Raw genomic sequence first — 25,494 nt, forward strand, 5'->3', positions numbered from 1 at the left:
AAGAAATCAAAGGACACGCCCATGTCGCTCGTAGAGCGCCAGGATACGATCAGCCAGGACAGCTCCGTCTGGGACGGTGGTATGGGGTCAGTAGGCGACTATGTGGCGCTGCTGAAGCCGCGTGTCATGTCGCTGGTGATCTTTACCGCCTTCGTCGGCCTGATGCTTGCGCCCGGTTCCGTGCATCCGGTGCTCGGCGCGGTCGCGATCCTGTGCATTGCCATCGGGGCAGGGGCGTCCGGCGCGCTGAACATGTGGTACGACGCCGACATCGACCGGATCATGTCGCGTACCCGCAACCGGCCCATCCCGACCGGAAAAGTCACGGGTGACGAGGCGCTGGCCTTCGGGATTACCCTGTCGATCGGCTCCGTGGTCACCCTCGGTCTGCTGGTCAACTGGTTCGCGGGCGCGTTTCTGGCCTTCACGATCTTCTTCTACGTGATCGTCTACACCATGTGGCTGAAGCGCTCGACGCCGCAGAACATCGTCATCGGCGGTGCTGCCGGCGCCTTTCCGCCCATGGTTGGCTGGGCATCGGTCACCGGATCGGTCAGCCTGGAAAGCTTCGTCCTTTTCCTGATCATCTTCATGTGGACACCGCCGCATTTCTGGGCGCTGGCGCTGTTCAAGAGCGTGGATTATCGCGCAGCAGGCGTTCCGATGCTGCCCGTGGTCGCGGGAGAAACCAGCACGCGGCACCATATTCTGGTCTATTCCCTGCTGCTGGCTCCGATCGGCGTTGCGCCCTATCTGCTTGGTTTCGCCGGTCCGGTCTACGGCGTGGCTGCGGTGCTGCTCGGACTGGCCTTCGTGGCCCTTGCCGCCGATGTCTGGCGCAAGCGGGACGGCGACGTGGCACGTCTGGCCTGTGTACGCCTCTTCAAATACTCGATCTTCTATCTGTTCATGCTTTTCGCCCTGCTTCTGGGTGAAAGCCTCGTTGCGGGAGTCTGAACCGATGGCTGAAGAAGAACAGGGTATCACGCTGACGGACGAGCAGAAAAAGAAGCGCCGCTCTAGGTCGATTGCGATCGCGGTGGCTCTTGGAGCGCTTGTCGCCCTTTTCTATGTGGTTACCATCGTCAAGCTGGGTCCGAGTGTCATGGACCGGGCGCTTTGAAGGAAAACACCGTGAGCACAGGAGAGAGCACACAGACCCTTTCCCGCAGCAATCGCAAGGTCGCGATTGCCTGTGTGGGTGTGTTCGCCATGATGGTCGGTGCCGCCTATGCAGCGGTACCGCTCTACAATCTGTTCTGCCGGGTGACGGGTTTCGGCGGGACGACGCAGGTCGCGGACGCGGAAAGCGACATGATCATCGACCGGATGATCACCGTGCGTTTCGACGGCAACGTCAATCACGCGCTGCCCTGGAAGTTCCGTCCGGTGCAGCGCTCCGTCACGCTGAAGATGGGCGAGACCGCCCAGCTTGCCTATGAGGCGACGAATACAGGGACGGGCCCGACCTTCGGAACCTCGACCTTCAATGTCTCGCCGCCGACGGCGGGAATCTATTTCAACAAGCTGGAGTGCTTCTGCTTTACCGAGCAGAAGCTCGAAGCCGGCGAACATGTCGAAATGCCGGTCGTCTTTTTTGTCGACCCGGATATGGACAACGATCCGGAACTGAAATCGGTGAAGGAAATCACTTTGTCCTACACCTTCTTCCCGGTAGAACAACCGGAACGTCCTGTTGCGGCACGGGCAGACAAACCCGCTGCTGAAACGAACTTGTGAGCAATCGCGCGCGCTGCGCTTGAGATGACTGTGTTTGGGGAGCTTGCCGATGGCTGAGGCACATACCAATAACCACGATTACCACCTGGTGGATCCGAGCCCGTGGCCATTCATTGCGTCCATTGGCGCATTTATCATGGCGCTCGGGGCAATCGGCTTCATGAAATACGGCAATGGATCGGAATTCGTGCTTTTCGGCATCGATCTGACCGGTTGGGGCCTGTTTGCCGTCGGCCTGGCGATTGTTCTCTACGTGATGTTCGGCTGGTGGCGCGATACCATTCGCGAAGCCCACGAAGGTCATCACACCCGGGTGGTTTCCCTGCATCTGCGCTACGGCATGCTGCTCTTCATTGCCTCGGAAGTGATGTTCTTCGTTGCCTGGTTCTGGGCCTATTTCGATGCATCGCTGTTCACGGGCGAGGCGATCCAGTTTGCCCGCGTTGAAGCGACGGGCGGTCACTGGCCGCCGGAAGGCATCGAGACCTTCGATCCCTGGCACCTGCCGCTGCTCAATACGCTGATCCTGCTGTGCTCCGGCACCACGGTCACCTGGGCGCACCACGCGCTGCTGCATGACGACCGCGAAGGACTGAAGTGGGGCCTGACGCTGACGGTCATTCTCGGTGTGCTCTTCACCATCTGCCAGGTTTACGAATATGCCCATGCGGCCTTCGCATTCGACGGCAACATCTACGGCGCGACCTTCTTCATGGCGACCGGTTTCCACGGCTTCCACGTCGTCGTTGGAACCATCTTCCTGCTGGTCTGCCTGATCCGCGCGATGATGGGCCAGTTCACCGTCGAAAAGCATTTCGGCTTCGAGGCGGCAGCCTGGTACTGGCACTTCGTTGACGTTGTCTGGCTGTTCCTGTTCGTCTCGATCTACATCTGGGGCGCAGGTACTCCGGCCGCTCACTAGAGCATTCAGCGTTCAGTTGGACGCAGGATACTCCTGGGCGGTATTTCCAGGGTCCTGAAAACGCCCGATCCGTCTGCCGGATCGGGCGTTTTCGTTTCCGCAACAATTCTTGAGGCAGGTTATGGAAGACAAGGCGCATTTCCCTCCGGTCAATCCGGTGTCCGCGGGCCTTTCCGGCAAATGCCCGCGTTGCGGACAAGGCAAGCTGTTTGACGGCTTCCTGTCGGTAAAAAAATCCTGCATGGCCTGTGGCCTTGACTATTCCTTCGCCGACAGCGGCGACGGTCCGGCCGTCTTCGTCATCATGATTGTCGGTTTCATCGTCGTCGGCCTGGTGCTGTTCGTCGAACTCAGCTTTCAACCGCCGATATGGGTGCACCTCATCTTGTGGCTGCCGCTCACCATCATTCTTGCCGGCGGCGTGCTGCGGCCCCTGAAGGGCCTGCTGATCGCCATGCAGTTCCGCCACAAGGCCGAGGAAGGCCGCATCGATGACGGCCGGGACTCCTGAGCCCGAAACCGCGCTCGCAACGCACGAAAGCAGATCCCGTCATGGGGCCAATTCGAAAACTTCTTCTTCCCTTCATGGCCGCGGCCCTGGCTCTGCTGGTGCTTCTCAAGCTGGGTTTCTGGCAGCTCGACCGGCTGGCCTGGAAAGAGAGCCTGATCGTGCAGGTCGAAGAAGGCGTTTCCAAATCTCCCGTCGCTGCGCCGGGTCCGTCGAACTGGCAGGGTCTCAATGAGGCTGACGACTACCGCCATGTCAGCGTGACGGGCGCGTTTCTGCCGGGAACGGTTTTCTACTATAACGCCTTGAGCGACCCGGCCGGGCCTTTTGGCGGGCCCGGCGTGATGGCATACGCGCCATTCGAGACCGACGATGGATGGGTTGTCCTCGTCAATCGCGGTTTCCTGCCCCAGGACCTTGAGAGCGCGCGCCGTGAGCCGGCTCTCGTTCCCCCGCAAGGCGAGATGGAGCTGACCGGCCTGTTGCGTCTCAGCGAAAAACCGAACTGGACAACACCGGAGACGAACCCGTCCGACAACATCTGGTTCGCCCGCGATACCCAGGCCATGGGTGAGGTGCTCGGTATCGACCCGGCTGTCCTGGCGCCCTACAGCATTGACCTCGACGCGGGCTTCACACCGCAGGATGGCCTGCCACAGGCGGGCGAAACCATCGTTCGCTTCAAGAACGATCACCTCGGATACGCGCTCACCTGGTTCGGCCTCGCAGCGACGCTTGTCGGCGTTTTCCTGACTTATGCAGCCGGCGTTATCTGGCCGCGCGAGCGCCAGTCCGATTAACTCCGGTTTCGCCGAGGTTTGCCTGCGCTTTTGCCGTCTTTGGAAAAGCGGAAGTGTGCCTGCGCGCGAGACGAAACGTGTCAGGCGTGAGCCTTCTCCCAAACACCCAAATCATTTTGTGCTGAAAACATTGGCGAATTCGGATTTTAATACTTGACTAATAAACTCATATATTAAATCATTCGCCCTACAAAGTGAGCGCAAGCCGCCGCTTTTTCCAACGCCAGCCGAACAGCAAGCCTTCCTCAACCGATTCGAGTTCGAAAGACCTTTCGAGCTCACGACGGAGCTCACCCATGTTTTACAATTCGGGGCTGAAAAGCCTCAAGCTGGCGACAGTCGCCGGCTCCGCTTTGTTGTGTCTTGTTCCTGATACGCAAGCGCAGCAAATAAACGATAGTCCTGCCACCGAACCGCAAGCGACCGAGCGCGGCAACGATACGGATGCCGGCAATGCACCCGACGAGGCTGTGCAGGGAACGCTTCTCGACACGATTACGCTTGTTGCCGGCCGCAAGAGCGTCTCGACCCTCGATATCCCGGCCAGCGTCACGGTTGTCGACGGTGCGGAGATCGAAAAATACGGCATTTCCGACATGCAGGAACTCACGCGCTACATCCCGGGCGTGACTGTCAGCAGGCAGACAACGGCCACCGATCCGTTCAACACCTTCGGCGGGTTCAACATACGCGGTGTCGGCGGCAACCGGGTCATGATCCTGTCGGACGGTTCGCGGATCCCTGAGCGGATCACGGACGGGACACGCGATTACCTGGACTTCAACTTCGTCAAGCAGGTCGAGGTCATCCGTGGCCCGGCATCCGTCCTGTGGGGGGCGGACGCCCTGGGCGGGGTGGTCGCGCTGGAAACACTGGATCCGGAGGATCTGCTGTTGGGCCGGAACTATGGCGGACAGGGGAGTGTCGGTTACGACAGCTTCACGAGTGCGGCCACGGCTTCCGGCGCCGTCGCTTACCGCTTTTCCGATCAGCTGTCGGCGATGATTGCGCTGTCGCGCGGATACAATGAAGAGCCCGAGCTCAGCAATGCGCGCGCCGATGGCGGGATCTACGGCTGTCCCAGGGACTTCTCCGCAGGCCAGCTTGAGTGCAACAAGTTCGATGATACGACGACACAGGCCTATCGAGGCCTGGCGAAAGTTGTCTGGGAGCCGACGACGGAGCACAGACTGGAAGCTTCCGCCGATATCATGAAGCGCATCACCGGCGTCGACTACACCCAGAACCTGAGCGCCGACATTCACAGATACGACCGGGATCTCGATCTCGACCGCGGCCGGTTCGCATTCGAGCATCTCTGGAGCCCGGAAGCCGGTCTTCTGGATGAACTGAAGACGGTCGTCGCCTATGCGCCGAACAACTACGACCGCACGGGAAGCGAATGGGGTGTCACTTCCACCGGCACCCCGTATCTCACTGAAGACGAATTGACCTACAAGGAAAATTTCTTCGAACTGGACATCCAGGCATCCAAGGCCTTCGACACCGGAAGCTTCAGCCACGATGTGATCTTCGGCTTCGACGGCGATTACACGACGGTCGACTACACACGCACCGACCGCACCACGGACCTGGCGACCGGCGTGACCACGGAGACACGGGCCGGTGGGTTCAACTTCGCGAATTCCGACACCACCCGCGCCGACATCTATATCCAGGACACGATCGGCCTGTTCGACAACAACCTTGAAATCACGCCAGGCGTTCGCCTTGCAAGCTACCGCATCAAACCGCGACCCAATGATGACTACCAGCTTGTGGACGGCTTCGAACCGAAGACCCGTGAAGATGTTGCGCTGGTCAAGAGCCTGTCCGCGCTCTATCACGTCAACAACACCTGGTCGGTCTGGGGCAAATACGGCGAAGGCTTCAAGATGCCGACAGCCCAACAGCTCTATACGTCGCGCCCCAGTGCCTTCTTCGATCTGATCCCGGCACCCGACCTGAAGCCGGAGGAAGTCAAGAGCTATGAAGCGGGGATCCGCGCGCGGATCGACAAGGGGCACATTGCTGTTACCGGGTTCTATTCCGACTACACCGACTTCATTCAGAACTTCTACAATGTGCCGGGAACCAACGATTACACTTACCGGAACCTGTCTTCCGTTGAAGTTTGGGGTATCGAGGTCGAAGGGGCCTACGAGCTCAACGACAACCTCAGACTGAACGGCAGTCTGGCCTGGCAGCGCGGCGTGCAGAAAGCTAATGAAGACGCAGACACCACTCCGCACACATTGCCGCCTCTGACAGCGGTTCTCGGTCTCGATTACCTGATACCGGACTACAATCTCAGCCTGTCAGCGGTCACGACGCTTGCCGCGCCGGTTACGGAAGTGTCCGGCAGGGACGATGGCTTCAAGCCCGGTGGCTATGCCCTGCTTGATGTGTTCGGAAGCTGGCAGTTCGCCAGGCTCGCCAGCCTGGATGTCGGGGTCCGGAACGTCTTCGACAGCCGCTATTTCGAAGCCGGGGCTGCAGACAGGACGCTGTCTCCCTCAACGTCGGTCGCCCGGCAGAACCCGCTGGAGCTTCAGACCGGTCCGGGCCGGACGTTCACCGCCTCGCTGAACATCAAGTTCTGACCGGATGCGCACGATCCTGAAAAGGATCTACACCCTGACACGGATCGCCGTGTCGGGGCCCGGGTCCTGGTACGCCTTTCTGCTTTATGCCGTCGTTCTCGGATTTCAGTTCGCTGAAGTCTGGGTTTCCGTGAAGCTCATTGCCTGGAGCAAGAGCTTCTTCGACGCCCTGGAAAACCGGGATGCGTCTCTGGCGCTGGTCGAGATAGGCAATTTCGCGGTTCTCATCGGTGCATCCGCAGGTTTTCACCTTGCCGGTGACTGGCTGCGCAAGCGCCTGTTCCTGTTTCTGCGCCAGCGGCTGACCGAGAATGTCCAGAATGCCTGGCTGGCCAACAAGAGCTACTGGCATTTGCGGCCCGGTTTCACCAGCCGTCCCGTGGACAATCCGGATCAGAGAATTGCGGAAGACTGCCGTCAGTTCGTCAACCGATTGCTCATTGAAACGCTTGACCTCACTTCCAACATTGTCGCGCTGGTCTCCTATGTGGCCGTGTTGTGGTCCCTGTCCTCCTTTCCTCTGGAGTTCAGCCTTCTGGGGCAGGACATCGTCATTCACCGCTACATGGTCTGGGCCGCGTTCGTTTACGTTGCTCTGTCGAGCGTCATAACCGACAGGCTGGGCAGGCCGATCAAGGGTCTGGTGTTCGCGCAGGAACGCTGGGAAGCAAATTTCAGGCATGCGTTGATACAGGTGCGCGAAGGCGCCGACGAGATCGCTCAGGCGTCCGGCGAGAAGGCAGAGCGCCGTCGGCTCGAGACACGCTTCGACGCGATCCGCGGCAACTGGTTTCGCCTGATCAATGCGGAGCTGCTCCTCGGCCTGTTCGTTCGCCCCTACATGCAGACCGTCCTGCGTATCCCGACCTTCCTGGCATTGCCGGCCTTCTTCGCGGGCAATCTGACGCTGGGGGGGCTGATGCAGCTCGCCGGAGCCTTCTCCCGGGTCTCCACGACCCTGAGCTGGTTCATATTTTCCTATCGCGATCTGGCGGAGTTTGCTGCGGTGGCGGAGCGGCTGGATCTGCTGCTGAAAGCGACCCGTGATCCCTTCCCGGCGCCGCAAGCACCCCGTGCCATCAAACGGACCGCCTCCGACGACGCACGGCTGCGAATTTCAGGCCTGACGCTCACCACACCGCAAGGCGATCCTCTCGACCCGGTTCCGGATCTGGAAATGAAACAGGGCGAGACCGTCTGGGTGAAGGGCCGGTCCGGTATCGGCAAGAGCACGCTGCTCACCGCCCTGTCCGGTGTGTGGCCTTACGGCAAGGGTGACATTCGGGTTCCTGAAGGAAAGCTTCTCGCCTTGCCGCAGGTTCCGCGTGTGTTCCCGGAAGGTCTCGCTCAGTCGCTGACCTACCCGGACGCTCCGGATGACTTTGACATTACGCTGATAGAGCAAGCCCTTGTGAAAGTCGGTCTCGCGCACCGGCTGGAAGCGCTCAAGAAACCGAGTGAAGAGAGCTTCGCGGGCCTGTCCATCGGCGAGCGGCAGCGGCTCGCTCTTGCGCGGATCCTGTTCGCACGTCCGGATGTTCTCATTCTGGACGAAGCGACCAGCGCCCTTGACGGCAGCAGCGAGGCAGAGGTGCTGACCCTGCTGCGCAGGGAATGCCCGAAGGCGATCATCATATGCGCGGCCCACCGCCCGCCGGATGCCCTCGGCACCTTCAAGGTTCTTTCCCTCGGACACGGATCCCGGGAGCCTGACCTGCGGGACCGGACATCCGAAGCCCGCACCGACTTTTCTCCAGAAACAGGACATCCTGTATGAGCGACACCGACAAACGCCATCTCCTGAAAGCCGCCCCCTCCGACGTTCTCAAAAGCTTGCCTGACATGGACCGGGTGATGGTGATCGTACGTGCGGACGGACTGCTGCACGAACGGCTTGGAAAGGTCGAAGCAGTGGACGTAAAGGCCGAGACCATTCGTCTTTCGGGAGCGTGCCAGGATATGGAAATCGATGCCTCAAAGCTCGCATCGGTGGAATACGACACGTCTTCGCAGATGCGCGGCAAGCACTATCCACGTCTGGATTTTCTCGGAAAGGACGGCGACATCCTTTTCTCCGTCGTCGGGCTGGAGGGCCTTGAGCCCTTCGCAGGGCCGTTGGACGGGTTTGACCGCGATGCTGTCGCCATGCGGCCACGCAACAACCCGGGTGATGCCGACTCGGACCTGGACACGGACCCGGCCCGTCCGTTTCTTGAAAAGCTTGTCGGCAGCCCGGACGTCACCGTTCAAGTCCAAACCGAGGCCGTCACCCAGAGGTGGACAGGCAAAGTCGAGGACATGAAGCCGATGGGCGGTTGCTTCAATATTCTGCTGAAGGATTTTCACCTTCATCTGCCCGCAGGTTGCCTGTCCGGCTGGTCAGAGGAAGACGGCTGGCACCACGGCACCCTGAAAGGCGGCGGCCGAAGCGCCCTGTCGATCGGAACAGACCGATGACCCCGGGCCGCTGGATCGATCCAGCCACGGGTGAAACCCTTGCCCATCAGGCGGTGTTGAAGAAGGCAGCAACGGCGTCGGTCGTCCTGCTGGGCGAGCAGCATGACAAGGCGGCCCAACACCGCTGGCAGCTCCACGTGCTGGCCGGGCTGCTGGCACTGCGTCCCGATCTAGCCGTGGGCTACGAGATGTTTCCCACAAGGCTAGATCCCGTGCTTGCCCGATGGGTGGCCGGCGACTTCGAGCGGGAGGACGCCTTCCTGAACGAGGCGGAATGGGGAACGGTCTGGGGCTTTCCTCCCGAGCTCTACCTGCCGCTGTTCCGCTTCTGCAGGCAGTTCCGCATCCCGATGCATGGCCTCAACTGCCGGCGGGCTCTTGTCACCGAGGTGGGAAAGCTTGGATGGGACGCGATTGCCGAGGAAGACCGCGACGGTGTCACGCCGTCTCTGGCGGCAACGCCCGCCTATCGCAGATACCTGTTCGAGTTGACCGGCGGTGGCCCGCCGAACCGCAAGGCACAGGGGCCGGACGATCCCGCCATGGACCGTTTCGTCCGGACGCAGCAGGTCTGGGACAGGGCCTTTGCCTGCCGCATCGCAGCTCTGAGAGATGCACCGGAGCCGCCGCTTGTGGCGGGGATCATCGGGCGGGGCCATCTGGAATTCGGCCATGGAACTCCGGCTCAGCTCGCCGACCTGAATGTCGGTTCCGTTTTTGTCTTGTTGCCCCATACCGGCCATGAGCCGCCCCGGGAAGGGCTGGCGGACGCCGTGTTCTGCATGGATCCGGATGAGGATGTCCAGGCGGCCGAAACCGGAACGCGATGACGCTTTGCGTCGCGCCGTCGGGGTGACCGGGGCGAGGGGGAGTTCATAAACGAAAGGGCCCCATGGGCCCCTTCGCGCGGTTGATCTGTAATCTGCTCGTATGGATCAGCCGAGCGCTTCCAGAATGGCTGCGGCGCCTGTTTTGGTGGCTTCGCCCGGGCTTTCCTCGATGGCGAGGAAGGAGACGACGCCGTCCTTTGCGATCAGCGCAAAACGCTGGGAGCGGAGGTGACCGAAGATCGGTGCCGGGCCGAGGCCGAGGCCTGCTGCTTCAACGAAGTCTGCTCCGGTGTCGGCCAGGAAGGTGATGTTGCCACCGGTGTTGGAGGCTTTTTCCCAGGCGTCCATGACGAAGACGTCGTTAACCGAGACCACCGCGATCGAGTCGATGCCCTTGTTCTTCAGCGTTTCGGCATGTTCCACGAAACCGGGCAGGTGGTTCATGTGGCAGGTCGGTGTGAAAGCACCCGGCACGCCGAAGAGAACGATGGTCTTGCCGGAGGTCAAATCGGCGGTCGACATCTCGCCGGGTCCGTCGGCGGTCATGATCTTGAACGTGGCGTCCGGAAGGCGGTCTCCAACCTTGAGTGTCATAACAATCATCCCTTGTCTGTGTCGGCTGAGTAAAACGGTGCAGTCGGATGAACAGATAGAACGTTCCGGCCCGTCCGTCGAGGGACGCCAGGCCAAATACCTTGTCGGCAGCCTTTCAGGATTTACATGCTGCGTGAAAGACAGATGCGGTCGCTACTTCACCCAGGCGGGGTCCACCGGATGCAGATGTTCGATGGCCTTGCCACCGGCGGACAGAACGAGCCTGAGCGTGTTGTCATCGTCCGAGACCGAGAGGCCGCGTGTCGGCAGCTTCCAGAAGGCCTCGCCATCGCTATGGCCCGTCAGTTCCGGCAGGCCGATGAAAGAGCCTTCAGGACCGGCGACGAACAATTCAGGGGCTTCCGCTCCCGCCACGCTTGCCTTGATGACAAGACTGGTCTTGTCCTGTGATGCCGCAACGGAGGTAATCCGGAGATCGCCGTTCAGGTCTGATAGGGGAACGGCAGCAAGATCCCGGGCGATGAGCTTTGCCGCGACCGTGTCGGCTTCCGACCCCGGTGTCAGATCGAGGGAGAGCGATGCATCGCCCGGCACGCAGATGTCCTTGCAGATGCCGAAAAAAACGTCGACTGAAAGCCTGACGGGGTCTCGCGGGTCTGCCGGAACCACCTGCATCGGCAGCACGATGCCCCCGTGATAGACGATCGACCGTGAAAAGCCGTCATCGTAGTGTTCGGGAACGGGATAGAGAACCTTGAGATCTTCGAGGTTGTCTGCGTCCGAAAGGGTGATCTGCGGAGGGATGCCCGCCTCACCGGGATAACGCCAATAGGTGTGCCAGCCCGGTTCCAGAAGGAATTCCAGACCTGCCTGATATTTGCCGTCTTCCAGCTTGCCTGAAGCAATCAGACGCACGGCACCGCCCTGGACTTCCGTCCAGTCCGTCATGGCGGCGCGGGAAGGGGAGGTCAGCGTCAGCAGCGCCAGAAAAAGTGTCGAGGCAATCCGGTTCATGCGCTCTGTGCTACACGAGTTTCGCGCAAGCGTCATGGGCAAGTGTGTTCCCTCCGGTCATATCCTCGTGACGCCATCGTGAGGCATTCCCTGCATCCCACGCTCGGATGGATGTGGTTCAGGCGGTTGATCGCGAACGGCAAACAGACGTTAACAAATCCCGCCAAAGAGGCTATGCTTGCCATAAGGCAGAGGGCGTCAACAGCAAACGAGGTACGCATGGCCGCAAGCGAAGCAACAGACACTCTGGAAGGCCAGTTTCTGATTGCGATGCCGAGCATGGCGGACAGCCGGTTCGAACACTCTGTCATTTACCTGTGCTCTCACTCCGACCAGGGCGCCATGGGGCTGGTGGTCAACCAGGTCGCCCGGCATCTCTCCCTGGAGGAATTGCTGGTGCAACTGGACATCGTCAACGACGACAGCGCGATCCGTCTGCCGGCCCGGGTTCGCGACATGAACGTGCACAAGGGTGGCCCGGTCGAGGTGGAGCGCGGCTTCGTGCTTCACAGCGATGATTTCACCCTGAACCAGTCCACGCTCAAGATTGACAACGGCATCTGCCTGACGGCCACGCTTGAAATTCTCAGGGCCATGGCGACCGGCACCGGTCCGTCCAACGCCATGCTGGCCCTCGGCTATGCGGGCTGGGCGCCCGGACAGCTGGAAAACGAGATTGTGTCCAACGGCTGGCTGACGGCGCCTGCCGATCCGGACATTCTCTTTGATCCAGATTCCGAATCCAAATGGCATCGCGCGCTGGCAAGTCTGGGCATCGATCCGGCCATGCTCTTTTCCGACGCCGGTCACGCCTGAAGTTGTCGTCTCGACAGGCAACGTCTGCCTGCCTTGTCGAGGCACAGTCATCCTTTTAGCCAAAAGCGACTTGCGCTTGAATGTTATGGCGCGTAAGTCGCAACGATGGCATGATTTATTTCAAATCCGGCAGGTTTCACGTAGGCTGTGAGCCTGGACTTAAGGTCATGCAGGGCGGGTCCTGCAAAAAAGGTCAACACCAAAGGGAAGTGACGCGGTGAAATACAGCAGTACGCGCGGTGAGGCACCAATCCTGGAATTTTCCGATGTCCTGCTCCAGGGACTCGCGCGCGACGGCGGACTTTATCTTCCCGAAACCTGGCCGCAATTCGACGCCGACACCATCGCCTCCTTCGCGGGAAAGTCCTATCAGGAGGTTGCCTACGCGGTAATCAGCCCTTTCATCGGCGATGAAATTCCGGAAGACGATCTCAAGGCCATGATCGCCGACGCTTATGCGGGCTTCCGGCATCCGGCGGTCACTCCGCTGGTTCAAAGCGGACCGAACACCTTCCTCCTCGAACTCTTTCACGGACCGACGCTCGCCTTCAAGGACGTGGCGATGCAGCTTCTCGGCCGAATGATGGATTATGTGCTCACGCAGCGCGGGCTGCGCGCGACCATTGTGGGCGCCACCTCGGGCGATACCGGCGGTGCGGCTATCGAGGCCTTCCGCGGCCGTGAGCGCACGGACATCTTCATTCTTTTCCCGGACGGACGCGTTTCCAACGTCCAGCGCCGGCAGATGACGACGGCATCCGAGGACAATGTTCACGCGCTGGCGCTCGCCGGAAACTTCGACGATTGCCAGGCGATCGTCAAAGGCATGTTCAACCATTTCGCCTTCCGCGACCGGGTGGCGCTGTCCGGGGTCAATTCGATCAACTGGGCGCGTATTCTGGCGCAGATCGTCTATTACTTCGTTGCCGCCGTGGCGCTCGGCGCGCCGCATCGGAAAGTCTCCTTCACGGTGCCGACAGGCAATTTCGGCGATATCTTTGCCGGCTACGCCGCAAAGAAGATGGGACTTCCGGTCGAAAAGCTCGTCGTTGCGACCAATGTGAACGACATTCTGGCGCGCACGCTGGAAACAGGCCGCTATGAGAAACGCGGCGTGACGCCGACGATCTCGCCATCCATGGACATCCAGGTGTCCTCGAATTTCGAGCGGCTTCTGGCGGAGGTCTCCGGACGGGACGGTGGGACGGTTCGCCGGATGATGGACCAGTTGGCCCAGTCCGGCAGCTTCGGCATCGACAAGGAGCCGCTGGAGGCCATGCGCTCGGTCTTCGCTGCGGGGCGCTGCAACGAGCACGAGACGGCTGCCACCATAGAGCAGACCTGGAAAGAGGCGGGCTACCTTCTCGATCCGCACACCGCCATCGGTGTGCATGTTGCTAAAGACCATGATGACGGCTCGGTTCCGATGGTGGTTCTGGGTACGGCGCATCCGGCCAAGTTCCCGGATGCAGTCGAAAAAGCCTCCGGTATCCGGCCGGAATTGCCTGAAAATCTCAAAGACATGATGATTGCGGAGGAGCGCCAGCAGGTATTGGCAGCAGACCAGGGTGTGGTGGAACGATTTATCGAAGATCACGCACGGGCCGTCACCGCCGGGGTGTAGCTATATGAATGTAAAAACAACTGTTCTCGACAACGGACTGACGGTCGTGACCGACCAGATGCCGCACCTGAAGACCGCGGCCCTGGGAGTATGGGTCCGCACGGGGTCCCGGGTGGAAACCGTGGACCAGAACGGCATCACCCATCTGCTTGAACACATGGCGTTCAAGGGAACGAAGACGAGAACAGCCCGCGGAATCGCCGAGGAAATCGAGGCGGTGGGCGGCGAGCTGAATGCCTCGACAAGCATCGAACACACGAATTATTACGCCCGCATCCTTGCGGAAGACATGCCTCTGGCGGTCGATATCCTGGCGGATATCCTGCAGAACTCCACGTTCGATGCCCAGGAACTGGCGCGCGAGCAGCATGTGATCCTTCAGGAAATCGGCGCGGCAAACGACTCGCCGGACGATCAGGCCTTCGACCTGTTCCAGGAAGCCGCCTGGCCCGACCAGGCGATCGGCCGGCCGATCCTGGGAACGCCGGAAACTGTCAAAGGCTTCAACCGCGATGCGCTGAACGCCTATCTGGCCGATCGCTACCGGGCGCCCGACATGGTTCTGGCCGCCGCCGGTGCGGTCGATCACGAGGCGTTCGTGGCGCTGGCGCGGGAAAAATTCGGTGGCTTCAGCAGCGAGCCTGCCGCAAAGGAATCCGAAGCGCGCTATCGCGGTGGCGAGACCTTGCGCAACAAGGACCTGATGGAAGCACAGGTTCTGATCGGTTTCGAAGGCCGTCCCTACAAGTCGAAGGATTATTACGCGATCCAGATTCTCGCTTCGGTCCTGGGGGGCGGGATGTCGTCGCGGCTGTTCCAGGAAATCCGCGAGAAACACGGTCTTTGCTACGCCATCTACAGTTTCCACTGGGCGTTTTCCGACACCGGCCTGTTCGGTCTGCACGCCGCAACCAGTCATGAGGATCTCGGCGCGCTCATGCCGATGATCACCGATGAGCTGCTTGCCGCCACCCGGACCATTACCGAAGAGGAAGTCGCCCGGTCCCGGGCCCAAATACGCGCCGGCCTGATGATGGCTCTGGAAAGCCCGGCGGCGCGCGCCGGTCAGATCGCGCGGCAGATCCTGGTCCATGGCCGCGTGCTCGGCCCGGAGGAGATTTCCAGCAAGATCGATGCCGTCACGGCGGCCGATATTCGCCGGGTGGCGCACGAAACCTTTGTCGGAGCAACGCCCACTCTGACAGCTATCGGCCCGGTGGACGGGGTCATGACTGCGGCCGAACTGGCGGAAAGGTTGCAGCAGGATCCGGTTCTTCGGGCAGCTTCAATGTAGGACGCGGAGAGCGGGGCATGTCGCTGCTACGGCCGGGATCTTCAACAGACGCTGAATTGCTGATCGAGGCAGGAGGCTACTGTCTGCGCCCGCCGATCATGTCCGATTTCAGGAACTGGGTCGAGCTGCGCTCGGAGAGCCGCGCCTTTCTGAAACCCTGGGAACCGCTCTGGCCCTCCGACGACCTGACAAAGACCGGTTTCCGCCGCCGCCTGCGCCGCTATTCCAGGGACCGCAAGGAAGGCCGCAGCCTTTCGTTTCTGCTCTTCCGCGCCAGAAGCAACGAGATTCTCGGTGGCCTGACGCTGAGCAACATCCGGCGCGGGGTCAGCCAGACGACAACACTTGGCTACTGGATGGGGCAAAGACACGCGGGAAAAGGACACATGTCGGCGGCCGTCGCCATGATCTTGCCGTTTTGTTTCGACGTTTTGGGCCTGCACCGAATTGAGGCAGCTTGCCTGCCGTCCAACACCCCGTCCATCCGGCTGCTTGAAAACGCCGGGTTCCACCGGGAAGGCTACGCACGCAACTATCTGTTGATCAACGGGAGCTGGCAGGATCATCTGCTGTTTTCCTGTCTGGCGGAAGATCATGCATCGCGTCCCGGAAAAGTGGCTCCCAGCGTTGAGGGTATCTTGAAAGAATTCTTGTGACATGCGCCACAACCCGGTAGTTCTTCGCCCCATGTCGATTTCGTCACCGGGTTCCATCAGCAGCGCGTTCAAAAGCATTGTCGTTTTGGCGTTTTTTGTGTGTGCGGCAGTCTTCGCGGCGGTCCCCGCCCAGGCGATCGAGCCGATCCCCGTGCCGATCGATATCGAAGCGCTGGATATTACCAATTCCGTCGAAATTCACCGTGAGGCAGGCAACCGCCTGCAGGTGTCGACGGCACCGGGCGCCGACGGCATCGTCCGCCGCATCGAGGTGCCCTCGCGCGACGGCACCAACACCAACTGGGCGGTCTTCGCGCTGGCCAACACCAGTGACGAACAGATCGACCGGTTGATCGTCGCGCCGAATTACAAGCTGGTCGGATCAAATCTCTTCTGGCCGGACCTGGGGTCCTCGCGCATCGCGGCGATCACCCCGAGCCAGGGCATTTCTCCCGAGCGGCAGAAAAGTCTCGAGGCGGATGTCTTCCTGGTCACCCTCGATCCCGGCTCGATCGTGACGTTCGTTGCCGAAATGACGACGCCGAACCTGCCGGAAATCAGGCTCTGGGAACCCGATGTCTACGAGGAAACGATCAACGCCTATACGCTTTACCGCGGCATTATCCTCGGCATTTCCGGTCTGCTGGCTCTGTTCCTGACGATCCTGTTCGTGGTCAAGGGGACAGTCATGTTCCCGGCAACGGCGGCGCTGGCATGGTCGGTGCTGGCGTATCTTTGCATCGACTTCGGCTTCTGGGGCATGGTGTTCAATCTGCAGGGCAGCGGCGGCAGTCAGCTCGCGCGCGCTTGCGCGGAAGTGATGCTGGCAGCCAGCCTGATCGTTTTTCTCTACGCCTATCTCAACCTGAACCGCTGGAACATCCACTATTCCCATCTGGCGCTCACCACGCTGATCCTCATTCTGGGTCTTCTCGGCGTTGCGGTCTGGGATCCGTCGATTGCTTCCGGCATCGCGCGGCTCGCCCTTGGCGTGATCGGTATCCTCGGGTTCGTGACCATCGCCATACTGGCCGTCCAGCGCTACGACCGTGCGATCCTGCTGATCCCGACCTGGTGCCTGCTGATCGCCTGGCTGATCGGCGCGGCCATGACCATAACCGGATATCTGTCCAACGACATTGTCCAGCCCGCCCTTGGCGGCGGTCTGGTGCTGATCGTGCTTCTGATCGGTTTCACCGTCATGCAGCACGCTTTCGCGGGCGGCGCGATTGCGCAGGGGCTGATTTCCGACGTGGAACGCAAGGCTCTCGCGCTTACCGGTGCCGGAGACATCATCTGGGACTGGGACATCGACCGGGACCGCATCTACACCGGCAACGAGGTCGAGGACCTTCTCAATCTCAGACACGGCACCCTTGAAGGACCGGCGCGCGACTGGCTGGAAGTCCTGCACCCGCAGGACCGCGACCGCTTCCGCGCGACACTCGATGCCGTGATCGATCAGCGGCGCGGCAGGGTCACGCAGACATTCCGTCTGAGATCCGAAGACGGTCACTTCCGCTGGTTCCGCCTGCGCGCCCGTCCGATCATCGGGTCGGATGGCGAGGTGATCCGCTGCGTCGGAACGTTGCTCGATGTAACCGAGGAACGCACTGCCGAAGAGCGGCTTCTGCATGATGCCGTTCATGACAACCTGACGGGTCTGCCGAACCGCGAACTGTTCGTCGACAGGCTGCGCACCAGCGTTGTGCGTTCCAACGCCGAGGAAACCTCCAAACCCACAATCCTGGTTCTCAACCTGGACCGGTTCAAACAGGTCAACGACAGCATCGGCCTTTCCGCAGGCGACAGCATCCTCCTCACCGTGGCCCGCCGTCTCGGCCGCCTGATCGGCCAGCAGGATACGCTCGGCCGCCTGTCCGGGGATCAATACGGCCTGGTGCTGTTGTCCGAACAGGAACCGGACCGGATCGTCGCGCTGGCGGATTCGCTGCGCAAGGCCGTGCGTGCGCCGATCACTTTCGGAGACCGCGAGATTTTCCTCACCTGCTCCGTCGGCATCTCCTTCTTCGAAGGTGGCAAGCAGGGCGTCGAGGATATGCTCACCAATGCGGAAATCGCCCTCAACCATGCCAAGCGGCTGGGGGGCGATCGCCAGGAGGTGTTTCGCCCGATCCTGCGACCGCTCGACAAGAACATCGTCGATCTCGAGGGCGATCTCAGGGAAGCGATCAAGAAAGAAACGCTTGGCGTCTTCTTCCAGCCGATCATCCGCCTCGAGGATCAGTCCGTTGCCGGTTTCGAGGTGCTTGCGCGCTGGAACCACCCCAAGCGCGGCAAGATCTCTCCGTCCGAGTTTATTCCCGTTGCGGAACAGTCCGGCCTCATCAACGAACTGGGCATGTACATGCTCGACAAGGGCGCTCAGCAGCTGGCGTTCTGGCAGCGCGAGTTCCGTACGCGCGAACCCCTGTTCGCCTCCGTGAACCTGTCGTCGCGCCAGCTCCTGAAGCAGGACCTGATCAACGACGTGAAGGCGGTCCTGTCACGCACATCCCTGGAGCCGGGTACGCTGAAGCTGGAACTGACGGAGTCCCTCGTCATGTCCAATCCGGAGTATTCCGCCAAGGTGCTGGAGCGCCTGCGCGGTCTGGGTGCAGGGCTGTCACTGGACGATTTCGGCACCGGCCACTCGTCACTGTCCTATCTTCACCGCTTTCCGTTCGACACGATCAAGATCGACCAGTCCTTCGTCAAGCCGAACGGCTCGTCTGCAAGACCCGTCCTTCTGCGCACCATCGTCGCCATGGGCCATGACCTGGGCATGTCCGTCGTCGCCGAAGGCGCGGAAAGCGAAAACGATGCGCTCGAGCTCTATCAGCTTGGCTGCGAATTCGCCCAGGGCTATTTCTTCGGCGAAGCGGTGTCGGCGAACGAGGCGACCAAGATCCTGCGCAAGATGCCGGCGGAAGCAGAGTCCGCCTAGACACGCATCAAGGCGTGAAGGTCACCGAACCAGCACGGAAATTGTCCTGTCCGCCGCCTGGATCTCCAGTGGGGTCGTGCCGAACGGATCTCCGTCGATCTGGGCGGCGACAGGGCCTGCCGCCGTGATGGTGGCGCTGGTAAACGGTTTGACGATTGCGCCGCGCGCCTTGTGAATGCGCCCGGACAGTAGCGCGATGCCGTAGAGGATCGAGGACCAGGGATCGTCTTTCTCCAGCACCAGCATATGCAGTCCCGGATCGGTGGCCTTACCGGGACAGATGACGAAGGGGCCACCATAGTGCCGGACGTTGCTGGCAACGGCGAGCTTGCCGGTGATCGTGTCGCCGTCCAGGGTGATCGCCAGCGGAGTTGTTGCCTTGCGGGTGAGCCCGGTTCTGATCGCGGTGATCACATAGGCCAGCTTGCCGAAGCGCCGCTTCAGGGCGAGCGGAACCGCATGGACGACCTCCGCGTCGAAACCGGCGGAAGCCATCAGGACGAAGGGATGCCCGTTTGCCAGGCCGTAGTGCAGCTGGCTGGTTTTCTGCCGTGCGATGATGTCGGCGATGGCGCGCGCATTGCGGGGCAGACCCAGCTCCAGGGCCAGAACATTCGCCGTGCCGAAGGGGATCACCGCCAGTTGCGGCGGATTGGGATGAGACTGAAAGCCGGTCAGCGCCTCGTTGATCGACCCGTCCCCGCCGGCAACGGCCAGCGTCCGCACGCGCAGGTCCGGATCGGCGCAGATCGTGCCGATTTCGCCGGCATGACGGGTCAGTCTGATTTCGGCCTTGCAGCCGTGCCACTCAAGACGCGCTCGAACCTCTTCCAGAAATCCGGCGTTGTAACCGCCTGAGGTCGGATTGGCCATGATCAGCACAGAACCGGGTAAAACCGGCTGCGGCGGGGACGGCGAAGGGGAGACGGACCGCCTGAAAACGCTCACGGGAAATCCTTTGCGTGTCACTCCGGGACCGCGATTATGCGCCGTCCTTGTAGGGAGCCATGCCGCTCCGTGCCAGTTCGTCTGCGCGCTCGTTGTCCGGATGTCCCGCGTGCCCCTTGACCCAATGCCAGGTCACGTCGTGACGTTCGCGAGCTGCATCGAGAGCCTGCCAGAGATCGGCATTCTTGACCGATTTGTTCTGGGAGGTGCGCCAGTTCTTACGCTTCCAGCCTTCGATCCACTCGTTGATGCCGCTGCGAACATAGGTGCTGTCCGTGTAAAGGTCGACGGCGCAGGGACGGGTGAGAGCCTTAAGGGCCTCGATAGCCGCGGTCAGCTCCATCCTGTTGTTGGTGGTTTCCTCTTCGCCGCCGCACAGTTCCTTCTCGCGCTCGCCGAAACGCAGGATGACACCCCAGCCGCCGGGACCCGGATTGCCCGAACAGGCGCCGTCCGTATAGATCGTCACTCGGTTTGCATTGCTCATTGTTCCAGCCCGTAAGCCTCCGCGCTGTCGATGGTCTGGTGGAACCTGAGCTTCTTCAGATATTCCAGCGGGTCTTTCGGTGTCACCAGCGCGCCTTCGGGAACGCTCAGCCAGTCGTAAAGGCGCGTGAGCAGGAACCTGAGGGCGGCTCCCCGGCAGAGGGTCGGCAGCGCGGCATATTCCGTCGATGTCAGCGGCCGGACGGAGGTGTACCCCTTCAGCAGCGCGCGCGCCTTGGTCACGTTGAACGCCCCGTCCAGTTCAAAGCACCACGCATTCAGGCAGATGGCGATGTCATAGGCGAAGGCGTCGTTGCAGGCGAAATAGAAATCGATCAGGCCAGACAGTTGATCGCCCAGAAAAAACACGTTGTCCGGAAAGAGGTCCGCATGGATCACCCCGGCCGGCAGATCGGACGGCCAGGCGGCTTCCAGATGATCGAGTTCGCGTGAAATTTCCGCGCCGAGACCCGGCTGGACGCTGTCGCTGCGCGCGCCGCACTGGTCGAACAGCGGCCGCCAGCCACTGACATCGAGGGCATTTTTGCGGAAACCTTCGTAGTCCATGCCGTCCAGGTGCAGCTCGGCCATGGCCTTGCCGAGTTCGCCGCAATGATCGGTGCGCGGGCGTCTGACCCACATGCCTTCCAGAAATGTCACCAGCGCCGCGGGACGCCCGGCCAGCGTGCCGAGCAGCTTGCCATCCTTTGAAGGAACCGGTGTAGGGCAGGAAAGTCCCTTGCCGGCCAGATGCCCCAGAAGATTGAGAAAATAAGGCAGATCGTCCGGGTTCACCCGCTTCTCGTAAAGCGTCAGGATGTAGGACGCCTTGTCGGTGTGGACCAGAAAGTTGCTGTTTTCGACGCCTTCGGCAATGCCTTTGAAGGACAGGAGGCGGCCAACGTCATAGCCGCCGATGAAGCGGTCGAGTTCCTCATCGGTTACTTCGGTATAGACAGCCATTATCTTATCCGCTGGCCGCCTGAGCGGGCGGGACCGGGTCCCGCAGCTCACGTGGCAGGTTGAAGGAAATCGTTTCCTCGGCAGTGCGCACCGTTTCGACGGTGACGTCGAACCGGTCAGAGAAAGCGCTGATGATTTCCTCTACCAGAGTTTCGGGCGCGGATGCACCCGCTGTCAGGCCCAGCGAGCCAATCCCTTCGAAATCCTGCCAGTCGATGTCGCTTGCGCGCTGGATAAGTACGGCGGTTTTGCAGCCCGCACGCTCCGCCACTTCCCGCAAACGCTGAGAGTTGGAGGAGTTCGGCGCGCCGACAACGATCATCGCGTCAACTCCGGGAGCGACATGCTTGACCGCTTCCTGGCGATTGGTCGTCGCGTAGCAGATGTCTTCCTTGTGCGGCGCCACGATCTCCGGGAATCGCTCCTGCAGCACGGCAACGATGCCGGCGGTATCGTCCACCGACAGGGTGGTCTGGGTAATATAGGCGAGCGGACGGTCCGAGCGCGGCGTATAGCGGCGCGCGTCGTCCTCGGTCTCGATCAGGCTGACGATGCCGTCCGGAAGCTGCCCCATGGTGCCGATCACTTCCGGGTGGCCCTGGTGACCGATCAGGAGAACCTCCCGGTCGCGCCGGAAATGGATCTCCGCTTCCTTGTGAACCTTGGAAACCAGCGGGCAGGTCGCATCCAGATAGAACATGTTGCGGGTGCGGGCGTCCTCCGGCACCGCCTTGGGAACACCATGGGCGGAAAAAATCACCGGTCTGCCTGCATCTTCCGCCGGTATTTCCTCCAGCTCCTCGACAAACACGGCTCCCTTGGCCTTCAGCCCGTCCACCACGAATTTGTTGTGAACGATCTCATGGCGCACATAGACCGGCCGTCCGTATTTCTCCAGGGCGAGTTCCACGATCTGGATGGCCCTGTCCACGCCGGCGCAGAAGCCGCGCGGCGCGCAGAGCCGGATGGAAAGCGGTGGTTTTTGCAGCGGGGTTTCAGTCATGGCGCACTTTCGGCAAACTTTTATGGCCGCAATAAGGGCTTGCAGGTCCACCCTGTCAAGGGAGAGCGGAGCCTGCGCGGCAAAATGAGCTGCTTCACGCATTGCTGTCAGCGGCTCTCGCCAACCAAATGTGTAGCTGCTATGAAGCTCCGCCAGGTTACTTTGCATTCAAGTGGACAGAATATGATCAGTGCGTTTCAAGCCGTAACCAAGATGAAACTCAAGACGGCATTCGCGATTTGTATCGGCGCGGCGGCGCTGGGCGGATGCGGCGGAGCCGAAAGCGTTGCCGGAAAGATCATCACGGGTGGCCAGGAGCCGATTGAAATATCGCCCGAGACCTTCGCGCCGCCGGTTCCCTGTCCACCGATGCAGCTCAAGCTGAACACCTACCTGATCATGAAATACGTCCGCGGCAAGGAAAATGAGCCCGATGGACTTCTTTATCAGGCAACCGTGGAAGACTGGGCAAACACCTGCACCCAGGGACCCGACGGCCGGAGACAGATGAAACTCGGGTTTTCGGGCGATGTGACCTCCGGTCCCGCCTGGAAGGGCGGTGAAGTGATCCTGCCGTTGCGTGTCGCCATTGTTCCCGGCGGCACCGATGCGAAACCCCTGGTGTCCGAGGTTCTGAAAATACCGGTCACTGTCGGTGCCGGCTCCCCGAGCGAGACCTGGACGCTGATCGAGGACAAGTTCACCGTCGCACCGGACCAGAGCGTCAAGGTTGTCTTCGGATTCGACGATGGCGGCCGTCGCTGATTACTGAAAACTGGATTTGCCGGGTGCGATTGTGCCCGGCAATTTGGCGATGTTGCGATGTCGCATATTGACAAGACTATGTCCGCCTCGCACAATCGCCGCCTCAGATCAGGATCGTTCCCTGATTGGCGTGGCAGCACGCTGACGCAAGTGCGGGAGAGGCCGGGTTGAATGATCCCGGCGCCGAAGGAGCAACCGCCCCGGAAACTCTCAGGCAAAAGGACCGCACGAGCCAAAACGCTCTGGAAAGCAGTGCTCCGCAACTGGATTCGCGGACTGCTCACCGAAGGAGTAACTGCTGGGCGCCTGACTGGCGTTCGCGGGAAATCTCTCAGGTACTCGGACAGAGGGGGTGCAGACAGGCCGGGTCCCCGACAGGACGGTCTGGGACTGCGCAACCCCGATACGAGGACCGTTCATGGCGGATGCCGCTGCAGAGACCGATCTCAAACAAACGCCTCTTCATGATCTTCATGTGGAACTAGGTGCCCGGATGGTGCCTTTCGCGGGCTATTCCATGCCGGTTCAGTACAAGGCCGGCATTATGGCCGAGCATCTGCAAACCCGGTCGAAGGCCGGGTTGTTCGATGTCTCCCATATGGGTCAGGCAATCCTGATCGGTCCGGATCACGAGACCACAGCCCGCGCGCTCGAAGCGCTGACCCCGTCCAGTTTCGTGGAGCTTGGCCACGGCCGGCAGCGCTATAGCGTGCTCCTCAACGAAGAGGGGGGCATCATCGATGACCTCATGGTCTCGCGGCCTGTTTCGGAAGAAGATGACGGCAAGCTGATGCTGGTCGTCAATGCCGCGCGCAAGGATGTCGACTACGCACATTTTCGCGACAGGCTCCCGGAAAACGTCAGGCTTCAGGTGATCGAGGACCGGGCGCTGATCGCCGTGCAGGGGCCTGCAGCTGTTGCCGCCGTTGCCGCGCACGCGCCCAAGGTCACCGATCTTGCCTTCATGTCCGCCGCTCCCATGGAATTCGACGGCATCGAATGCCACATCGCCCGTGCCGGCTATACAGGTGAGGACGGCGTCGAAATGTCTGTTCCGGCCGGCGCCGCGGAAGCCGTCGCCCGGGCGCTGCTTGCCGACGATCGGGTGGAGCCAATAGGGCTGGGTGCCCGCGACAGCCTGCGCCTCGAGGCCGGGCTCTGCCTCTACGGTCACGATATCGACGAGACCACCTCTCCCGTGGAAGGGGCGATCACCTTCTGCATGCAGAAGCGCCGCCGGGAAGAAGGTGGATTTCCCGGAGACGAACGCATTCAGGCGGAATTGAAGGACGGTCCCGGCCGGGTTCGCGTGGGCCTGCGCCTTGATGGCAAGGCGCCCGCCCGCGAGGGCGCCGAGATCGCCTTGCCGGACGGTCCGGTGATCGGAACGGTGACCTCGGGAGGGTTTGCTCCGACCGTGGGCGCTCCCATTGCGATGGGCTATGTGCCCGTCGAACATTCCGGCGCCGGTACCGCTCTTGAGCTGATCGTGCGAGGCCGTCGGCTGCCGGCAACCGTCGCGGACATGCCCTTCGTGCCGAACCGCTATTACCGCAAACCCAAATCCTGATTTTTCTGAAATGGACGCACAGCAATGACCATCTATTACTCCAAGGACCACGAGTGGATTTCCGTCGAAGGCGACATCGCCACGGTCGGCATCACCACCTATGCCCAGGAACAGCTTGGCGATGTGGTTTATGTCGAATTGCCGGAAGCGGGCAGGGAGATGTCCCAGGGCGATGAAGCCGCCGTTGTCGAATCGGTCAAGGCCGCCAGTGAGGTCTACGCGCCGATCGACGGGGAAGTGGTCGAGGCCAACGCCGTGCTGGCCGACGAACCGGCCAAGGTCAATGAAGACCCTGAAGGCGGCGCATGGTTCCTGAAGATGAAGGTCGGTGACCCCGGCCAGCTTTCGGACCTGATGGATCAGGCCGCCTACAAGGCATACGTGGAGACTTTGTGACATCATGGCAGGGCATTATTATTCGGCTCAGATAGAGTGGGCATGCGACGGTGACTACGCTGCAAATGCGTATTCACGGGGACACATCTGGCGTTTTGACGGCGGATTGGAGATCCCGGCAAGCTCATCGCCGACAGTGGTGCCCCTGCCGCATTCCGTCGAAGCGGCCATCGATCCGGAAGAAGCCTTCGTCGCTGCCATCTCCTCCTGCCATATGTTGTCATTTCTGGATCTTGCGCGCCGGGCGGGCTTCATCGTCGCCAGCTACCGGGACGATGCACAGGGCCAGATGAGCCGTGTGGCAAGAGCCAAGATGGCGATCACGAAAGTGGTTCTGCGTCCGCTGGTCACGCTTGTCGCCGACAAGGATCCGGATCCGACATGGCTGACCGATCTGCACGAGAAGGCGCATGAGATCTGCTTCATCGCCAATTCCGTAAAGTGCGAGATCGTTCTGGAACCGGAGCCGCTGAAGCTGGTCGCGCCTTGAAGTCAGGATCTGGTCGCGCAGGTATGCGGCCGGGTCCACCGTCGCGGACGGTGTCAAAGCTTTTCCTCCGTCATCCCGGACGGCGCTTCAGCGCCGAGCTGGGACCG

25 protein-coding genes and 1 riboswitch are annotated in these 25,494 nt (G+C 61.2%); of the genes, 19 read left to right on the top strand and 6 right to left on the bottom strand.

All coding sequences use genetic code 11. The features are described from left to right. Positions 1–21 precede the first annotated feature (21 nt). From Q1B40_RS05300 to Q1B40_RS05345, 10 genes are all read left to right on the top strand, one after another. On the top strand, positions 22–957 hold the full coding sequence (locus Q1B40_RS05300; RefSeq protein ID WP_299811053.1) for a heme o synthase: 936 nt from the start codon (positions 22–24) through the stop codon (positions 955–957). 4 nt (positions 958–961) lie between these two features. Then, positions 962–1,123 carry a hypothetical protein gene (locus Q1B40_RS05305; protein ID WP_299811056.1) on the top strand — a complete coding sequence of 54 codons (162 nt, stop codon included), beginning with the start codon at positions 962–964 and terminating at the stop codon, positions 1,121–1,123. A gap of 11 nt (positions 1,124–1,134) precedes the next feature. Continuing rightward, on the top strand, positions 1,135–1,740 hold the full coding sequence (locus Q1B40_RS05310) for a cytochrome c oxidase assembly protein (protein WP_299811059.1): 606 nt from the start codon (positions 1,135–1,137) through the stop codon (positions 1,738–1,740). 49 nt (positions 1,741–1,789) lie between these two features. Then, a complete protein-coding gene (locus Q1B40_RS05315; protein ID WP_299811062.1) occupies positions 1,790–2,662 on the top strand; it encodes a cytochrome c oxidase subunit 3 in 873 nt (290 codons plus the stop codon). A 121-nt stretch (positions 2,663–2,783) separates the two neighbouring features. After that, positions 2,784–3,173: a DUF983 domain-containing protein gene (locus tag Q1B40_RS05320; RefSeq protein WP_299811065.1), complete on the top strand. Its 390-nt coding sequence runs from the start codon at positions 2,784–2,786 to the stop codon at positions 3,171–3,173. Positions 3,174–3,214: 41 nt separating this feature from the next. Next, on the top strand, positions 3,215–3,970 hold the full coding sequence (locus tag Q1B40_RS05325; RefSeq protein WP_299811069.1) for an SURF1 family protein: 756 nt from the start codon (positions 3,215–3,217) through the stop codon (positions 3,968–3,970). Between the two features lie 296 nt (positions 3,971–4,266). Continuing rightward, positions 4,267–6,573 carry a TonB-dependent hemoglobin/transferrin/lactoferrin family receptor gene (locus tag Q1B40_RS05330; protein ID WP_299811072.1) on the top strand — a complete coding sequence of 769 codons (2,307 nt, stop codon included), beginning with the start codon at positions 4,267–4,269 and terminating at the stop codon, positions 6,571–6,573. Positions 6,574–6,577: 4 nt separating this feature from the next. Next, positions 6,578–8,350, top strand: coding sequence for an ABC transporter ATP-binding protein/permease (locus Q1B40_RS05335; protein ID WP_299811075.1), 1,773 nt, complete (start codon positions 6,578–6,580; stop codon positions 8,348–8,350). Further along, complete coding sequence (locus tag Q1B40_RS05340; protein ID WP_299811078.1) at positions 8,347–9,030, top strand: ChuX/HutX family heme-like substrate-binding protein; 684 nt, start codon at positions 8,347–8,349, stop codon at positions 9,028–9,030. Before Q1B40_RS05335 ends, Q1B40_RS05340 begins: the two co-directional genes overlap by 4 nt. Next, the gene (locus Q1B40_RS05345; protein WP_299811081.1) at positions 9,027–9,860 is read left to right on the top strand and encodes a ChaN family lipoprotein; all 834 of its coding nucleotides are present in this window, start codon (positions 9,027–9,029) and stop codon (positions 9,858–9,860) included. The genes Q1B40_RS05340 and Q1B40_RS05345 overlap by 4 nt, the downstream gene beginning before the upstream one ends. 105 nt (positions 9,861–9,965) lie before the next feature. Here Q1B40_RS05345 and Q1B40_RS05350 read toward each other — a convergent pair whose 3' ends face one another. After that, the gene (locus tag Q1B40_RS05350) at positions 9,966–10,454 is read right to left on the bottom strand and encodes a peroxiredoxin (RefSeq protein ID WP_299811084.1); all 489 of its coding nucleotides are present in this window, start codon (positions 10,452–10,454) and stop codon (positions 9,966–9,968) included. Between the two features lie 153 nt (positions 10,455–10,607). Further along, the gene (locus Q1B40_RS05355; RefSeq protein ID WP_299811087.1) at positions 10,608–11,429 is read right to left on the bottom strand and encodes a protein-disulfide reductase DsbD domain-containing protein; all 822 of its coding nucleotides are present in this window, start codon (positions 11,427–11,429) and stop codon (positions 10,608–10,610) included. A gap of 219 nt (positions 11,430–11,648) precedes the next feature. Between Q1B40_RS05355 and Q1B40_RS05360 the strand changes: the two genes are divergently transcribed. The 5 genes from Q1B40_RS05360 to Q1B40_RS05380 all read left to right on the top strand — a co-directional run bounded on the left by Q1B40_RS05360 (position 11,649) and on the right by Q1B40_RS05380 (position 18,766). Beyond that, complete coding sequence (locus tag Q1B40_RS05360) at positions 11,649–12,245, top strand: YqgE/AlgH family protein (protein WP_299811090.1); 597 nt, start codon at positions 11,649–11,651, stop codon at positions 12,243–12,245. Between the two features lie 217 nt (positions 12,246–12,462). Then, positions 12,463–13,869, top strand: a complete 1,407-nt coding sequence (gene thrC, locus Q1B40_RS05365) for a threonine synthase (protein WP_299811093.1) — start codon at positions 12,463–12,465, stop codon at positions 13,867–13,869. Positions 13,870–13,873: 4 nt separating this feature from the next. Continuing rightward, positions 13,874–15,163, top strand: coding sequence for a pitrilysin family protein (locus tag Q1B40_RS05370; RefSeq protein WP_299811095.1), 1,290 nt, complete (start codon positions 13,874–13,876; stop codon positions 15,161–15,163). A gap of 17 nt (positions 15,164–15,180) precedes the next feature. Continuing rightward, a complete protein-coding gene (locus Q1B40_RS05375; protein WP_299811098.1) occupies positions 15,181–15,819 on the top strand; it encodes a GNAT family protein in 639 nt (212 codons plus the stop codon). 31 nt (positions 15,820–15,850) lie between these two features. Continuing rightward, positions 15,851–18,766, top strand: coding sequence for an EAL domain-containing protein (locus Q1B40_RS05380; RefSeq protein ID WP_299811100.1), 2,916 nt, complete (start codon positions 15,851–15,853; stop codon positions 18,764–18,766). A gap of 21 nt (positions 18,767–18,787) precedes the next feature. Here the strand turns inward: Q1B40_RS05380 and Q1B40_RS05385 are convergent, their stop codons facing one another. The 4 genes from Q1B40_RS05385 to ispH are packed head-to-tail and all read right to left on the bottom strand — an operon-like array spanning position 18,788 to position 22,166. After that, positions 18,788–19,714 (bottom strand): diacylglycerol kinase family protein, encoded by a 927-nt coding sequence (locus Q1B40_RS05385; protein WP_299811102.1) that lies wholly within the window; start codon positions 19,712–19,714, stop codon positions 18,788–18,790. 34 nt (positions 19,715–19,748) lie between these two features. Further along, positions 19,749–20,201 carry a ribonuclease HI gene (gene rnhA / locus Q1B40_RS05390; RefSeq protein ID WP_299811104.1) on the bottom strand — a complete coding sequence of 151 codons (453 nt, stop codon included), beginning with the start codon at positions 20,199–20,201 and terminating at the stop codon, positions 19,749–19,751. After that, the gene (gene thrB, locus Q1B40_RS05395) at positions 20,198–21,163 is read right to left on the bottom strand and encodes a homoserine kinase (RefSeq protein ID WP_299811107.1); all 966 of its coding nucleotides are present in this window, start codon (positions 21,161–21,163) and stop codon (positions 20,198–20,200) included. Before thrB ends, rnhA begins: the two co-directional genes overlap by 4 nt. 4 nt (positions 21,164–21,167) lie before the next feature. Then, complete coding sequence (gene ispH / locus Q1B40_RS05400; RefSeq protein WP_299811110.1) at positions 21,168–22,166, bottom strand: 4-hydroxy-3-methylbut-2-enyl diphosphate reductase; 999 nt, start codon at positions 22,164–22,166, stop codon at positions 21,168–21,170. A gap of 183 nt (positions 22,167–22,349) precedes the next feature. On the opposite strand from ispH, the gene Q1B40_RS05405 reads away from it, so the two are divergent. From Q1B40_RS05405 to Q1B40_RS05420, 4 genes are all read left to right on the top strand, one after another. Then, positions 22,350–22,931: a hypothetical protein gene (locus Q1B40_RS05405; RefSeq protein WP_299811113.1), complete on the top strand. Its 582-nt coding sequence runs from the start codon at positions 22,350–22,352 to the stop codon at positions 22,929–22,931. Positions 22,932–23,074: 143 nt separating this feature from the next. Beyond that, positions 23,075–23,167: riboswitch (glycine riboswitch) on the top strand. Positions 23,168–23,349: 182 nt separating this feature from the next. After that, on the top strand, positions 23,350–24,501 hold the full coding sequence (gcvT, locus tag Q1B40_RS05410) for a glycine cleavage system aminomethyltransferase GcvT (protein WP_299811115.1): 1,152 nt from the start codon (positions 23,350–23,352) through the stop codon (positions 24,499–24,501). 24 nt (positions 24,502–24,525) lie between these two features. Beyond that, a complete protein-coding gene (gcvH, locus tag Q1B40_RS05415) occupies positions 24,526–24,897 on the top strand; it encodes a glycine cleavage system protein GcvH (RefSeq protein ID WP_299811118.1) in 372 nt (123 codons plus the stop codon). Between the two features lie 4 nt (positions 24,898–24,901). Then, positions 24,902–25,387 (top strand): OsmC family protein, encoded by a 486-nt coding sequence (locus Q1B40_RS05420; protein WP_299811121.1) that lies wholly within the window; start codon positions 24,902–24,904, stop codon positions 25,385–25,387. Positions 25,388–25,494 lie beyond the last annotated feature (107 nt).

Origin of the sequence: uncultured Roseibium sp., assembly GCF_947496995.1 — a bacterium.
GTDB lineage: Bacteria > Pseudomonadota > Alphaproteobacteria > Rhizobiales > Stappiaceae > Roseibium.

Excerpts from the sequence above, each read along its gene's own strand:
- Q1B40_RS05300 (WP_299811053.1), top strand. The coding sequence starts at position 22 with ATGTCGCTCGTAGAGCGCCAGGATACGATCAGCCAGGACAGCTCCGTC.
- Q1B40_RS05305 (WP_299811056.1), top strand. The coding sequence starts at position 962 with ATGGCTGAAGAAGAACAGGGTATCACGCTGACGGACGAGCAGAAAAAG.
- Q1B40_RS05315 (WP_299811062.1), top strand. The coding sequence starts at position 1,790 with ATGGCTGAGGCACATACCAATAACCACGATTACCACCTGGTGGATCCG.
- Q1B40_RS05320 (WP_299811065.1), top strand. The coding sequence starts at position 2,784 with ATGGAAGACAAGGCGCATTTCCCTCCGGTCAATCCGGTGTCCGCGGGC.
- Q1B40_RS05325 (WP_299811069.1), top strand. The coding sequence starts at position 3,215 with ATGGGGCCAATTCGAAAACTTCTTCTTCCCTTCATGGCCGCGGCCCTG.
- Q1B40_RS05330 (WP_299811072.1), top strand. The coding sequence starts at position 4,267 with ATGTTTTACAATTCGGGGCTGAAAAGCCTCAAGCTGGCGACAGTCGCC.
- Q1B40_RS05335 (WP_299811075.1), top strand. The coding sequence starts at position 6,578 with ATGCGCACGATCCTGAAAAGGATCTACACCCTGACACGGATCGCCGTG.
- Q1B40_RS05340 (WP_299811078.1), top strand. The coding sequence starts at position 8,347 with ATGAGCGACACCGACAAACGCCATCTCCTGAAAGCCGCCCCCTCCGAC.
- Q1B40_RS05345 (WP_299811081.1), top strand. The coding sequence starts at position 9,027 with ATGACCCCGGGCCGCTGGATCGATCCAGCCACGGGTGAAACCCTTGCC.
- Q1B40_RS05350 (WP_299811084.1), bottom strand. The coding sequence starts at position 10,454 with ATGACACTCAAGGTTGGAGACCGCCTTCCGGACGCCACGTTCAAGATC.
- Q1B40_RS05355 (WP_299811087.1), bottom strand. The coding sequence starts at position 11,429 with ATGAACCGGATTGCCTCGACACTTTTTCTGGCGCTGCTGACGCTGACC.
- Q1B40_RS05360 (WP_299811090.1), top strand. The coding sequence starts at position 11,649 with ATGGCCGCAAGCGAAGCAACAGACACTCTGGAAGGCCAGTTTCTGATT.
- Q1B40_RS05370 (WP_299811095.1), top strand. The coding sequence starts at position 13,874 with ATGAATGTAAAAACAACTGTTCTCGACAACGGACTGACGGTCGTGACC.
- Q1B40_RS05375 (WP_299811098.1), top strand. The coding sequence starts at position 15,181 with ATGTCGCTGCTACGGCCGGGATCTTCAACAGACGCTGAATTGCTGATC.
- Q1B40_RS05380 (WP_299811100.1), top strand. The coding sequence starts at position 15,851 with ATGTCGATTTCGTCACCGGGTTCCATCAGCAGCGCGTTCAAAAGCATT.
- rnhA (WP_299811104.1), bottom strand. The coding sequence starts at position 20,201 with ATGAGCAATGCAAACCGAGTGACGATCTATACGGACGGCGCCTGTTCG.
- thrB (WP_299811107.1), bottom strand. The coding sequence starts at position 21,163 with ATGGCTGTCTATACCGAAGTAACCGATGAGGAACTCGACCGCTTCATC.
- ispH (WP_299811110.1), bottom strand. The coding sequence starts at position 22,166 with ATGACTGAAACCCCGCTGCAAAAACCACCGCTTTCCATCCGGCTCTGC.
- Q1B40_RS05405 (WP_299811113.1), top strand. The coding sequence starts at position 22,350 with ATGATCAGTGCGTTTCAAGCCGTAACCAAGATGAAACTCAAGACGGCA.
- gcvT (WP_299811115.1), top strand. The coding sequence starts at position 23,350 with ATGGCGGATGCCGCTGCAGAGACCGATCTCAAACAAACGCCTCTTCAT.
- gcvH (WP_299811118.1), top strand. The coding sequence starts at position 24,526 with ATGACCATCTATTACTCCAAGGACCACGAGTGGATTTCCGTCGAAGGC.
- Q1B40_RS05420 (WP_299811121.1), top strand. The coding sequence starts at position 24,902 with ATGGCAGGGCATTATTATTCGGCTCAGATAGAGTGGGCATGCGACGGT.